We start from the raw sequence: 11,894 nt of genomic DNA, 5'->3' as shown, positions 1-11,894 counted from the left end.
ATGCCTTCGCTTCACCACCGAACTTCGACGACAGAATCGTCGTGATCGCCGCCGTCAGCGTCGTCTTGCCATGGTCAACGTGACCAATCGTGCCCACGTTCACGTGCGGCTTGGTGCGCTCAAACTTTCCCTTTGCCATTTTCGATCACCCTGGTTGCTTGATAGAGATCTGCGTCAAACATCGACTGACATCCTCAGTTGTCACCAGGATGCCGCACGCAAAAAATTTTGGTGCCCATGGGCAGGATTGAACTGCCGACCTCTCCCTTACCAAGGGAGTGCTCTGCCACTGAGCTACATGGGCACTGAAACATCTTTGCCCGGACACACGCCCGAGCCGTGGAGCGGGAGACGGGAATCGAACCCGCGTCATTAGCTTGGAAGGCTAAGGTTCTACCATTGAACTACTCCCGCCAAACCGCTCCCTACCACCCCATCGCGGCGACATGCACTCACGATGTTTGCTGCAACTTTCTCGCCGTCTTGCCAGAACCCTGTTTGCTCAAGGGTTGTGGTGGAGGGGGAAGGATTCGAACCTTCGAAGGCAGAGCCGTCAGATTTACAGTCTGATCCCTTTGACCGCTCGGGAACCCCTCCGGCGACCAGCGAAACCCGCGATTATGGTGAGGGTTTCTTGCGCTGTCAAACCCCGGAACAAAAAATTCATGCGGGAGAAGCCAGCAGCGGCTGGATGTCCAGCAGGCGCGATGCAGTTTTTGAATCGGCGCCGGACAGCCGCGGGATTATGCCAAGAATTGGCGCGCTGAGGCGACTTTTCAGCGCGGAAATCGTCGCCTCCTGCTCCAGCATGCCCTCGGGCTGGCAGTTCGCGACCCAGCCGGCCAGCGTCAACCCGCGCGCGCGCGCCGCCTCGGCCGTCAGCAATGCGTGATTGATGCAGCCCAGCCGCAGTCCGACGACCAGAATCAGCGGCGCCCCGATGTCGACCGCCAGGTCGGCGGTCGTCCAGTCGTCGCGCAAGGGCACGACAAAGCCGCCGACGCCTTCGACGATAACGTGATCCGCCTCCGCGCGCAGCGCAGACAGGGCATCCAGCACCACGGATCGCTCGATCGATCGGCCCTCGCGTTGCGCGGCGACGTGCGGAGCCAGCGGCGCCTCGAACAGATAGGGATTGGTCAGCGCCGTCGGCTGGTCGAGCCCGCTGGCCTGCGCCAGCGCGTCGGCGTCCTCGTTCGCCAGGCGGCCGGTGACGTCGGGCGACGCGCCTGAAGCCACCGGCTTCATGCCGACCGCGTTCACGCCGCTTGCACGCAGCGCCTCGATCAGCGCGCAGGACACCAGCGTCTTGCCGACCCCGGTGTCGGTGCCAATGACGAAATGCAGCTTTCCCTCGCTCATGTCAGCTCCGGTCGCCCGAGGACGCTCGCGCGACCACCCAGGCCAGTTGATAGGTCAGAGGCACGCCACGCGCCTCGCGCCGTGCCTCCAGGCGATTACACACCTGCCGCAGTGCCGCGCGGCCGAGCAGAGCACGGCGCGCGCCGTCCGGCACGTGCGACGCGCCGATGTCGCGGTTCGACTGCAGCAGTGCGCGCGCATCGGCAAAGTACTCGACATGCGTTTCGCGGCGCATCAGGTCCACCGCGAAGCCGGCTTCGGTCAGTGCGGCATTCAGCAACTCGGGCGCGGGAAATGACACCGTGTGACGATGCGCATCCAGACCGGCGAACGCGTCATCGATCTCGGCGAGTGTGCCGTCGAGAACAGTGCTGAAACACATATGGCCGCCCTCCCGGAGGACGCGCCGACACTCGGCCAGCGCGATCGGCAGATCGCACCACTGCAACATCAGGCTGGAGGACACGACATCCGCGCTCGTCGAGGCAAGCGGCAGGCGGTGCGCATCAGCGCAGACGCGCGTCACTCCGTGACTTCGTTCGTGGGCACGCAACATGCCCAACGAGAAATCGACCGCGCAATGCATCGCCTGAGGAAAACGCGCGTGCAAGCCGGTTGACGCGAAGCCGGTCCCGCAGCCGAGGTCGAGCACCAGCCGGGCGGATCTGTCCGGCAGCAACTCGAGCAGGCGGTCGCACACCACGCGCTGCAGCCCGGCCGCCGCGGCATAGCGCGTCGCCGCCCGCGAAAACGAGGACCGTATCGCGGTGCGCTCAGTCATCGGCGCACACCCATGAGCACAGATCGGAGAGGTCGCGATGCCGCCAGGGCAGATGCGCCGCGCCCGGCACCTGCATCCAGCGCGCAGTGGTCTCTTTGGGCGCTGCGCCCAAAGAGACCACGTGGTCCTGCTCACCGTGCAGGCAGCTCAGGGGTATTGGAAGCGAACGCAAGGTGTCCCGGAGATCCCGCTCGCGCAACCAGTCAAGTCCCTGACGTAGCGCCGGAGCGGTCGGTGGCACGTCGTCCATTAACGCCGCCATCGCGCCCCGCACGCCGCGTGCATCGCTGTCGCCGAGCGCGGCCAGCGCGGCAAAGCGAGCGCGGGTGCGCCGCGGGTCCTGCTCGAGGCCGTCGGCAAAGGCATCGAAACGCTCTTCGGTCATGCCATGCGGCCAGTCGGCAGCCTGCATGAAGCGCGGCGACGCACCAACCAGAACCAGCCGGCGCACCGGCGCCCGCGCCGCCCAGGCAATCGCCAGCAGGCCACCCAGCGACCAGCCGACCAGCACCTCGGCATCGGGTACCGCCTGCGCGAGCTGATCGACGCAGTCGTCGAAACCGTCGCAGCGTCGGCCGACGTTCAGTCCGTAGCCGGGGAGATCGGGCTGGACGACATGGCAAAATGCGCCCAGCGTCTGCGCCAGCGGCGTCAGCAGGCGGCCGTCCCAGCCCCAGCCGTGCACCAGTGCGACGCGCGGCCCCTGCGTGCCGTAATGACGGGCGGCCAGCACCTCATTCATGACCGACCTCGTTCAGCGCAGCGCACAGCGCGTCGATGTGTGCGGCCTCGTGCGCCGCGCTGAGCGACACACGCAAGCGGGCACTGCCGGCAGGCACCGTCGGCGGCCGAATGGCCGGCACCCACAGACCTCGCTCGTGCAGCCGCGCCGACAGCGCCAGCACCTCGGAATTGCCGCCAACCCGCACCGGCTGGATTGCCGTGTCGGACGGCATAAGCGGCCATCTGCATGTCGCGAGCGCCTGCCGCATGCGCAGACGATGTTCCGCCAGACGCGCCCGCCGCTCATCGCCCGCCTCGATCAAGCGCAGGCTCGCCCGCACCGCACAGGCGGTCGCCGCGGGCGCTGCAGTGGTGTAGCGGTAGCTGCGGCCGGTCTGCATCAGCCATTCGATCGCGTCCGCGTCGCCGGCAACAAAGGCGCCGGCCACACCGGCCGCCTTGCCCAGCGTACCGACGTAGATCACGCGCGGCGACGCGATGCCGAAGTGCGACAACACGCCGCGCCCCTGCTCTCCCAGCACACCGAAGCCGTGCGCGTCATCGACCACCAGCAGTGCGTCGTGCCGTTCGCACAGCGCGAGCAGCTCGGGCAGCGGCGCCATATCGCCGTCCATGCTGAACACGCCGTCGGTCACGACGAGCTTGCGGCCGTCGGCGGCTTCGAGCATGCGCGCAGCAGCAGCGACGCCGCCGTGCGGATAGCGACGCACCGTGGCGCGCGACAGCAAGGCGGCATCGACCAGCGAAGCGTGGTTCAGCCGGTCGGCGATCACCGTGTCACCGCGACCGGCGAGCGCCGGAATCACGGCGAGGTTGGCCATGTAGCCGGTCGAGAAATAGAGCGCGCGCGGCAATCCGATGAAACGAGCCAGCGCGACCTCCAGTTCCTCGTGCGGTCGCTGGTGGCCGCTGACCAGATGCGACGCGCCGGCGCCCGCGCCCCAGCGTGCGGCGCCGGCGCGGAAGGCGTCGACGATCTCGGGGTGATTGGCGAGCCCGAGATAATCGTTGCCGGCGAAGGAAACCAGACGATGCCCATCGACCATCGCCTCCGGGCCGCAGGGCGCGTCCAGCACCACGCGGGTGCGCCGCAGATCGTCCGCCGCCAGTGCTTCGAGGCGGGCGCGAAAGTCGGTCGCGCTCATGCGAGGGCGGCGTCCAGCGCCGCCAGCGCCCCTTGCGCAAGCAACGCGCTCTGCGCTTCATCGAGCACGTAGGGCGGCATGAAGTACAGCGTATTGCCTATCGGTCGCAGCAGCAGTTCGCGCGCCAGCGCTTCACGGTAAAAACGGCGGCTGAAATCGCTGTGCGACGTATCGACGTCGAGCGCCCAGATCATGCCGGCCTGGCGGTAATCGCGGGCGGCCGGATGCGCCGCAAGCGGTGCCAGCGTCTCGCTGAAAGTCCGCGCCCAGGCCCTGTTGCGTTCCAGCACGTCGAGCTGTTCGAACAGTTCCAGTGTCGCCAGCGCGGCGCGGCAAGCGAGCGGGTTGCCGGTGTAGGAATGCGAATGCAGGAAGCCGCGCGCCATCGTGTCGTCGAGAAAGGCCTCGAACACGAAGGGCTTGCTCAGCACCAGAGACAACGGCAGCGTGCCGCCGGTGATGCCTTTGGACAGGCAGATGAAATCCGGCCAGCCCTCGCCGTCGGCATCCAGCGACTGCTCGCTCGCGAAGAAGGTGCCGGTGCGGCCGCAGCCGACCGCGATCTCGTCGGCGATCAGATGCACCTCATAGACGTCGCACAGCGCACGTGCCGCACTGAGCCAGCCTGCGTCGTGCATCGCGAAGCCGCCAGCACACTGCACCCGCGGTTCGATGATCAGCGCGGCGATCCGCGCGTGGTGGGCTTCGAGGAATACGGTCAGCGCGTCGAGTGCGTGCAGCGGTGTGCTCGACGCCGGACTGGGCAGCACGTGCGCCCCGCGCACCATGGGCGCATAGGCGTCGCGGAACAGTGGAACGTCGGTCACCGCCAGCGCGCCGACCGTTTCGCCGTGGTAGCTGCCGGCGAAGCAGATGAACTCGTTCTTTTCCGGCCGCCCACTGTTGCGCCAGTAATGCAGCGACATCTTCAGCGCGATCTCCGTCGCCGATGCGCCGTCCGACGCGTAGAAGGCGTGGCCGAGGCGGCCGCCGGTCAGGGCCGACAGCTTTTCCGACAGCGCCACCACCGGTTCGTGCGTGAAGCCGGCGAGCATCACGTGGTCCAGCGTGTCGAGCTGGTCACGCAGCGCCTGCACGATGTGCGGGTGGCTGTGGCCGAACAGATTGGTCCACCAGGAACTGATGCCGTCGAGGTAGCGACGGCCATCCGGCGCGTACAGCCACGGCCCCTGCGCGCGGCTGACCGCGAGCAGCGGCAGCGACTGGTCGGCGTGCCACTGCATCTGCGTGCAGGGGTGCCAGACTGCGGCGAGGCTGCGGAAAACGAGGGAATCTGAAGCGGACACGTGACGACACCGGCAGCACCTCCGCCCGACGGCAGAGGCAACGAGGCCAGTATTCTAACCGCCCGCCCGGCACCTCGTCCGGGCGGGCGGCGGAATCACGCTGCGCTGAGCTTCGCCGCCGCGTCGCGCAGCGCGGTGCGCAGTCCCTCTTCCACCACCGGGTGATAGAAGGGCATTTCGAGTGCGCGCTGCACGGTCATGCCCGACTGCATGGCCCAGGCCAGCAGGTGAGCCAGGTGCTCGACGTCGGGACCCATCATTTCGCAGCCGATCAGGCGACCGCTGGCCTTGTCCGCATACACGTGCAGCAGGCCCTTGTTGCGCAGCATGACGCGCGAACGGCCCTGGTCCTCGAACGACACCTCGCCGGTGACGAAACTGTCCGGCGCTAGATCGACGAAGCGCTTGCCGACCGTCGCCAGCTGCGGATCGGAAAACACCACCGCGATCGGCTCGCGACGCAGACCGGGCTGCACATCGGGGAAGCGCGCCGCGTTCTCGCCGGCGATCCTGCCCTCGTCGGCGGCCTCGTGCAGCAGCGGCAGATCGTTGTTGGCGTCGCCGGCGATGAAGATCGGCGTGCGGCCACACTGCATCGTCGTGCGGTCGAACTCCGGCACACCGTTGGCAGCGAGCGTCACCGACGTGTTCTCCAGCCCGAGGTTCTTCACATTGGGCGTGCGGCCGGTGGCGGCGATCACCCACTGGAAGTCCTTGGTCACGACGCGGTCGTCCTGCATTTCCTGCACGATGCGCACGCCGTCCGGTCGCTCCTCGACCGACACTACCTTCGCGTCGGCGTGCAACGGAAACTCCTCGGCGAAGGCGTTCGTCGCGTAGGCCTTCAGCGCCGGATCTGAGAACGGGCCGACGAAATGACCGCGGCCGAACACCTCGACGCGCACGCCAAGACGGTGCAATGCCTGCCCGATCTCGAGGCCGATCACGCCCGGGCCGAACACGGCCACCGATTCCGGCAGATCGGTCCAGTCGAACACGTCGTCGTTCACGATCAGGCGCTTGCCAGCCGGCTTCAGCATCGGCGGCACCGCCGGCGACGAGCCGGTCGCGATGACGGCGCGGCCAAAGGTGACCACCGTGTGTTCATCGACCTGCAGGCTGCGGTCGTCGATGAACTTGGCGTAGCCGCGCAGCTTGTGCTCGACAGGAATGCTGTCGACACCGCGCACCACGAAGCCGACGAAGCGGTCGCGCTCGCGGCGCACGCGTTCCATCACGGCGCGGCCATCGATGCGCACCGAACCTTCGAGGCGGATGCCGAAGGCGTCCCACTTCTCGGTCACGTGCGCCGCTTCCGCCGCGGCGATCAGCAGCTTGCTCGGCATGCAGCCGACGCGGGCGCAGGTGGTGCCGTAAGGGCCGCCCTCGATGATGACAGCCGACTTGCCGCCAGCGATGGCGGCGCGATAGGCGGCGAGACCGGCCGTACCGGCGCCGATCACCGCAACATCCACGATCATTTCCTTCATTTCAGTCTCCCTGGTCGGACGATCAGGGCTGCGCACCCTGCGGTGCGCAAGCCTGATCGTACGGCGGGTCGCCCAGCCGTACGTTCATCGAGCGCCGCTTACTGCGCCGCCGCCCACTTCTCCAGATCTTCCCAACCGCCGATGTGCTGGCCGTTGATGAACACCTGCGGCACGGTCTTCGCACCGACGATGGCCCCCAGGGCACGTGAACGCTCGGTGTGCGGCAGGTTGATCTCGGCGTAGTGGTAGCCCTTCTCCGCCAGCAGCGCCTTGGCCTTGGCGCAGAAGCCGCAACCCTCGCGGGTCAGGATGGCGACCTGATCCGGCTTCTTCGCGTTCGGGTTGATGTAGTTCAGCATCGTGTCGGCATCGGACACCTTGAACGGGTCGCCCGGTTCCTGCGGCTCGACGAACATCTTGCTCACCACGCCGTCCTTCACCAACATTGAATAGCGCCAGCTGCGCTTGCCGAAACCGAGGTCGGCCTTGTCGACCAGCATGCCCATACCTTCGGTGAATTCGCCGTTGCCGTCGGGAACCAGGGTCACGTTGTCGGATTCCTGGTCCTTGGCCCATTCGTTCATGACGAAGGTGTCATTGACCGACACGCACAGGATGTCGTCGACGCCGTTTGCCTTGAACGCCGGCGCCAGTTCGTTGTAGCGCGGCAGATGGGTCGACGAGCAGGTGGGCGTGAATGCGCCAGGCAGCGAGAACACCACCACGGTCTTGCCCTTGAACAGATCGTCGGTGGTGACGTTCTTCCACTCGTTGTTTTCGCGAACGCGGAAAGTGACGTTGGGGACGCGCTTGCCTTCGTGGTTCTGCAGACTCATGTTCATCTCCTTGAGTGATGGACGGGATTCAAAAGGGTGATGCCACACGCCGCTTGCGGCGCTGCACATCGACAGGACGCATTCTGGACATGCGCCACACTTCGGTCCAATTGATTGATTTGATCGTATTGATCGTATAATTCGATCAACAATCCGGAGCATGCTCATGTCCGCCCTGCCCTCCCTGCGCCAACTGCGCTACCTGATTACCGTATCCGAGAAGCTGAACTTCACGCAGGCGGCGGAATCCTGTTTCGTCACTCAGTCGACGCTGTCGGCCGGCATCAAGGAACTGGAAGCCACGCTCGGCGCACAGCTGGTCGAGCGCGAGCGGCATTCGGTCATGATGACGCCGGTCGGCGCCGAGGTCGTGGAGCGTGCCCGCCGGCTGCTGGCCGAAGCGGAGGATCTCACCGAGTGGGCGCGCAATGCCGAGCGGCCGATGAGCGGCCTGCTCAAGCTCGGCGTCATCCCGACCATTGCGCCCTTCCTGCTGCCCGCCGTGCTGCCCGCGGTGCGCGCGCGCTACCCCGAACTCAAGGTGGCGCTGCGCGAGGACCTGACGGGCAACCTGCTGTCGCGGCTCGCCGCCGGCCAGATCGACTTCGCGCTGATCGCGCTGCCCTACGACACCGGCAACCTGCAGGTACAGCCGCTGTTCGACGAGGAGTTGCTGCTGATCGCGCCGGCCGGGCGCGAGGCCGACATGCCGCGCGACATCGGCAAGCTGGACCCGGACGCGCTGCTGCTGCTCGAAGAAGGCCATTGCCTGCGCGGACATACGCTGGGCGGTTGCCGGCTGGACGAACCGCGGGTGACCGGTATGGAGGCGACCAGCCTGTTCACGCTTGCGCAGATGGTCGAGGGCGGGCTGGGCATGGCGCTGCTGCCCGACATGACCTTGCGCTCCGGCCTGCTCGGTCACATGAATCTTGTCGCGCACCGCTTCTCCGAACCGCGTCCGCGCCGTACCATCGCACTGGTCGCACGCAGTTCGAATGCCCGCCAGGAGTGTTTTTCACGGCTGGCCGAACTGATCGCCGGACAGGCGCCGCAATCCGCTCCGGGGCAAGCGGACGGAACCGCCGCCTGAAGGCCGCACTCACATCCGCGTCAGCATCAACGAAGGGAGCATCAAAATGAGTACGATCAACATCGGCATTCCCGAAGAGCAGCGCCGCGCCATCGCCGACGGCCTGTCGCGCCTGCTGGCCGACACCTACACCCTCTACCTGACCACGCACAACTTCCACTGGAACGTGACCGGTCCGATGTTCAACACGCTGCACCTGATGTTCGAAGGCCAGTACACCGAACTGGCGCTGGCCGTCGATCTGGTGGCCGAGCGCATCCGCGCGCTGGGCTACCCGGCACCGGGCACCTACTCGGCTTACGCCAAGCTCACGTCGATCAAGGAGCCGGAAGGCGTGCCGTCGGCCAACGACATGATCCGCCAGCTGGTCGCCGGCCAGGAAGCGGTCGTGCGCACCGCACGCAGCATCTTCGCCGTGGTCGACGAAGCGCACGACGAGCCGACCGCCGACCTGCTGACGCAGCGCATGCAGATCCACGAAAAGAACGCGTGGATGTTGCGCAGCCTGCTCGAAGGCTGATCCCCCGCGTTGCAGAATCTGCCGGCCCGCAAGGGCCGGTTTTCATTTGCGCGCCAGCACTGCGCAGATCCATACGACCAGCGCGCACAGCGCGGCACTGAGCAGGATGTGCGACGGGAAATGCGCACCGCGGGCAACCTGAACGGTTCCGGCCACGCCCCCGAGCAGCAACACGCCAGCCAGCGCCAGTCGACGCCGTGCGCCGACCAGCACCGGCAGCAGTGCCAGCCACATGAAGGCGGTGGCGGCATGTCCGCTGGGCAGGCACTTGCCTGGCCCCGGCTCGGTCGGTCGCATCTCCAGCAGTCGGAAGTACTGCCCCCGGCCCCCGAAATCGCCGACATACCAGGGACAGCTGTGGGCCGACTGTGCCCGCGCCAGATTCACCGCGATCACGGCCAGCAGCGAAGCGACGAGCACGAAAGCCAGACGGCGACGCAGATCGCCCGCCACACCGCGCAAACACATAACAATCCAGCCCGCCAGCAGCGAAACCCAGACCACCACCGCAAGCCACTTCAGGCCGTCGTGCAGCACGGCGGACAGCAGCCACTGCCGGCGCAGCGGAAAGGTGCCGGTCGCCGCGTCGAAGAAGTGCGCGACGCTGGTCAGATCCGCATCGCTCCAGCGGTTGCTCCAGAGCGCCAGCAGCGCCGACAGCACTGCCACGGCGAGCAGGTCGGCGTGCCGCCGCATCACTGCGCGGCAGGCATCTGCAGGCGCCCCTGCTTGAAGGCCGCGGCGGCGGTCTGGTAATAGGCGATCGCCTCCTTCACGCGCTGCGGGTCCGGCTCGGTCGGCGTCGATTCCAGTGTTGCGGGGTCGACGCGGTATGCCCTGACCACGCGCTGCGGCGACAGCACGGTGAGCAGGTCGCCGCGCAGATAGCCCAGGTCCTGGTAGTTGGAAATGAACACGCGATCCAGCTGCACGTGCTCTTCGAAGAAGGCGCGGCCGAAGAAGTGGTCGTCGCCATTCTTGCCCATCACTTCGAGCAGCGTCGGCGCCAGATCGATCTGGCTCAGACGGTCGGTGAATTCGCCCGGCGGCAGCATGTCCGGCGCGTAGAAGATCAGCGGAATGCGGTACTTGGCCACCGGCAGCCGGGTGCGGCCAGCCACCGACGCGCAGTGGTCGGCGACGAACACGAACAGCGTGTCGGCGAACCACGGCTGCTTCTTAGCCTCGCGGATGAACTGGCCGATCGCCCAGTCGGTGTATTTCACTGCGCCGTGCCGGCCGCCCGGCGACGGAATGTCGATGCGCCCGTCCGGGTAGGTGTAGGGCCGGTGGTTCGACGTGGTCATGATCTGCGCGAAGAAGGGCTTGCCCTCAGCCGCCTTGCGGTTCATCGCGATCAGCGCGTTGGCGTACAGCGACTCGTCCGCCACGCCCCACACGTTCTCGAACACGATGCTGTCCTTCGGGAAATCGGTGCGGTCGACGATGAGGTAGTCGTTACCGCGGAAATAGCTGTTCATGTTGTCGAAGTAGCCGTAGCCACCGTAAATGAACATCGGCACCACCCCCTGCGGCGCGAGGATTTCCCCGACTGTCGACAGGTTGTTGTTGTTCGTCCGTCGGACGATGGCCTGACCGGGCACCGGCGGCGTGCCGAGCGACAGTGCCTCCAGACCGCGCACGGTGCGCGTACCGGTGGCATACACGTTGGCAAAGCGCAGTCCTTCGGCGGCGATGCGGTCCAGTTCGGGCGTCAAGCCTTCCTTCGATCCATAGGCACCGACATACTCCGCCGACAGGCTCTCGATGGTCACCAGCACCACATTGCGCGGCCGGCGGGTGAAGGGTGACTTGTCGTGCGGCGGATCGTCCATCGCGCTCGGGCTGTCCTCGGCGCTCAGCGGCAGGCGCTCGACATGCAGCGTACGCAGCACCTCGTCCGCCTCTTCCTGCGGCAGCGTCGCGTACCAGCGTGCGTAATCCAGTTCGTTGCGACGCATCGCCGCCGCCAGCGAGAAGAGGCCGTTGCCGGCCAGTTCGTCAGCGTAGGCGTCGCCGCTGCCTTCCATCTGCTCGATCGTCGCCAGCTGCGCCGCCGTCGGCAGCAGCACGGCCGCCGCCAGCATGGCGACGCGCACGCGCCACGGGCGCGCGGAGACCGCGAACGACAGTCGCCGTCGCAGCACGATCACGAGCAGGGCCGACAGCGACACGATGCCGCCGACCAGCGCCCCGACCGGATAGGACTCGACGATGTTGCCGATCACTTCCTGGGTGTACAGCAGATAGTCGACCGCGATGAAGTTGAAGCGGGTCGAGAACTCGTCCCAGAACACCACCTCGGCGACCGCACCGAACAGCAGCAGCGCCACCGCCAGCCAGAGTACGCCCCAGCGCACACCGCCCATGAGCCGGCTGGCGCGCAGCCGTGCCGGCAGCAGGGCCGAGATCGCGAGCAGCGGTGCCAGCATCCAGGCCAGCGTCGCCGCGTCGAACCACAGGCCGCGCCCGAACACGTGCACTGCGGCGCTGCCGGCGTCGGCGTACAGCCAGAGGCCCAGCCGCAGCAGCGTCCAGACTGACAGCGCCGTCAGCGCAAGTACCAGCAGGAAGGGCAGCGCGCGCCGCTGTGGCGCAAGGGATTCAGTCATGGAA

The 11,894-nt window shown here is 66.8% G+C and carries 12 protein-coding genes and 3 tRNA genes; 2 read left to right on the top strand and 13 right to left on the bottom strand.

The features are described from left to right. The 11 genes from AC51BJ_RS01160 to AC51BJ_RS01110 all read right to left on the bottom strand — a co-directional run. Positions 1-139: GTP-binding protein (locus AC51BJ_RS01160; protein ID WP_304032903.1), on the bottom strand; the 139-nt coding region annotated here is incomplete at its 3' end. Between the two features lie 90 nt (positions 140-229). After that, positions 230-304: transfer RNA gene (locus AC51BJ_RS01155), tRNA-Thr, on the bottom strand. A gap of 36 nt (positions 305-340) precedes the next feature. Beyond that, positions 341-414: transfer RNA gene (locus tag AC51BJ_RS01150), tRNA-Gly, on the bottom strand. Between the two features lie 98 nt (positions 415-512). Then, positions 513-597, bottom strand: a tRNA-Tyr gene (locus AC51BJ_RS01145). A 66-nt stretch (positions 598-663) separates the two neighbouring features. Next, entirely contained in the window at positions 664-1,362 is a 699-nt protein-coding gene (bioD, locus tag AC51BJ_RS01140; RefSeq protein WP_430432834.1) for a dethiobiotin synthase, read from the bottom strand. Between the two features lies 1 nt (position 1,363). After that, positions 1,364-2,143, bottom strand: coding sequence for a malonyl-ACP O-methyltransferase BioC (gene bioC / locus AC51BJ_RS01135; RefSeq protein WP_496279063.1), 780 nt, complete (start codon positions 2,141-2,143; stop codon positions 1,364-1,366). Continuing rightward, positions 2,136-2,885 carry an alpha/beta fold hydrolase gene (locus tag AC51BJ_RS01130; RefSeq protein ID WP_496279062.1) on the bottom strand — a complete coding sequence of 250 codons (750 nt, stop codon included), beginning with the start codon at positions 2,883-2,885 and terminating at the stop codon, positions 2,136-2,138. The genes bioC and AC51BJ_RS01130 overlap by 8 nt, the downstream gene beginning before the upstream one ends. Beyond that, positions 2,878-4,032: an 8-amino-7-oxononanoate synthase gene (bioF, locus tag AC51BJ_RS01125; RefSeq protein WP_496279061.1), complete on the bottom strand. Its 1,155-nt coding sequence runs from the start codon at positions 4,030-4,032 to the stop codon at positions 2,878-2,880. Before bioF ends, AC51BJ_RS01130 begins: the two co-directional genes overlap by 8 nt. Further along, on the bottom strand, positions 4,029-5,339 hold the full coding sequence (bioA, locus tag AC51BJ_RS01120; RefSeq protein ID WP_496279060.1) for an adenosylmethionine--8-amino-7-oxononanoate transaminase: 1,311 nt from the start codon (positions 5,337-5,339) through the stop codon (positions 4,029-4,031). Before bioA ends, bioF begins: the two co-directional genes overlap by 4 nt. Before the next feature lie 95 nt (positions 5,340-5,434). Beyond that, positions 5,435-6,829: a dihydrolipoyl dehydrogenase gene (locus AC51BJ_RS01115; RefSeq protein WP_430432829.1), complete on the bottom strand. Its 1,395-nt coding sequence runs from the start codon at positions 6,827-6,829 to the stop codon at positions 5,435-5,437. A 98-nt stretch (positions 6,830-6,927) separates the two neighbouring features. After that, a complete protein-coding gene (locus AC51BJ_RS01110) occupies positions 6,928-7,665 on the bottom strand; it encodes a glutathione peroxidase (protein WP_496279059.1) in 738 nt (245 codons plus the stop codon). A 166-nt stretch (positions 7,666-7,831) separates the two neighbouring features. Between AC51BJ_RS01110 and AC51BJ_RS01105 the strand changes: the two genes are divergently transcribed. Both AC51BJ_RS01105 and AC51BJ_RS01100 read left to right on the top strand, forming a co-directional pair. Further along, a complete protein-coding gene (locus AC51BJ_RS01105) occupies positions 7,832-8,758 on the top strand; it encodes a hydrogen peroxide-inducible genes activator (protein WP_496279058.1) in 927 nt (308 codons plus the stop codon). A 46-nt stretch (positions 8,759-8,804) separates the two neighbouring features. After that, positions 8,805-9,278, top strand: coding sequence for a Dps family protein (locus AC51BJ_RS01100; RefSeq protein ID WP_496279057.1), 474 nt, complete (start codon positions 8,805-8,807; stop codon positions 9,276-9,278). 42 nt (positions 9,279-9,320) lie between these two features. On the opposite strand, the gene AC51BJ_RS01095 is transcribed toward AC51BJ_RS01100, so the two are convergent. Both AC51BJ_RS01095 and AC51BJ_RS01090 read right to left on the bottom strand, forming a co-directional pair. Further along, the gene (locus AC51BJ_RS01095; protein ID WP_496279056.1) at positions 9,321-9,974 is read right to left on the bottom strand and encodes a phosphatase PAP2 family protein; all 654 of its coding nucleotides are present in this window, start codon (positions 9,972-9,974) and stop codon (positions 9,321-9,323) included. Continuing rightward, positions 9,974-11,890, bottom strand: a complete 1,917-nt coding sequence (locus AC51BJ_RS01090) for an LTA synthase family protein (protein ID WP_496279055.1) — start codon at positions 11,888-11,890, stop codon at positions 9,974-9,976. Before AC51BJ_RS01090 ends, AC51BJ_RS01095 begins: the two co-directional genes overlap by 1 nt. Positions 11,891-11,894 lie beyond the last annotated feature (4 nt).

The sequence above is a fragment of the Methyloversatilis sp. S146-33 genome (genome assembly GCF_059552495.1).
This window is presented reverse-complemented; position numbering and strand designations above follow the sequence as displayed.

What these genes read in the sequence shown, in the direction of transcription:
- bioD (WP_430432834.1), bottom strand. Translation starts at nt 1,362, where the DNA reads ATGAGCGAGGGAAAGCTGCATTTCGTCATTGGCACCGACACCGGGGTC.
- bioC (WP_496279063.1), bottom strand. Translation starts at nt 2,143, where the DNA reads ATGACTGAGCGCACCGCGATACGGTCCTCGTTTTCGCGGGCGGCGACG.
- AC51BJ_RS01130 (WP_496279062.1), bottom strand. Translation starts at nt 2,885, where the DNA reads ATGAATGAGGTGCTGGCCGCCCGTCATTACGGCACGCAGGGGCCGCGC.
- bioF (WP_496279061.1), bottom strand. Translation starts at nt 4,032, where the DNA reads ATGAGCGCGACCGACTTTCGCGCCCGCCTCGAAGCACTGGCGGCGGAC.
- AC51BJ_RS01115 (WP_430432829.1), bottom strand. Translation starts at nt 6,829, where the DNA reads ATGAAGGAAATGATCGTGGATGTTGCGGTGATCGGCGCCGGTACGGCC.
- AC51BJ_RS01110 (WP_496279059.1), bottom strand. Translation starts at nt 7,665, where the DNA reads ATGAGTCTGCAGAACCACGAAGGCAAGCGCGTCCCCAACGTCACTTTC.
- AC51BJ_RS01105 (WP_496279058.1), top strand. Translation starts at nt 7,832, where the DNA reads ATGTCCGCCCTGCCCTCCCTGCGCCAACTGCGCTACCTGATTACCGTA.
- AC51BJ_RS01100 (WP_496279057.1), top strand. Translation starts at nt 8,805, where the DNA reads ATGAGTACGATCAACATCGGCATTCCCGAAGAGCAGCGCCGCGCCATC.
- AC51BJ_RS01095 (WP_496279056.1), bottom strand. Translation starts at nt 9,974, where the DNA reads ATGCGGCGGCACGCCGACCTGCTCGCCGTGGCAGTGCTGTCGGCGCTG.
- AC51BJ_RS01090 (WP_496279055.1), bottom strand. Translation starts at nt 11,890, where the DNA reads ATGACTGAATCCCTTGCGCCACAGCGGCGCGCGCTGCCCTTCCTGCTG.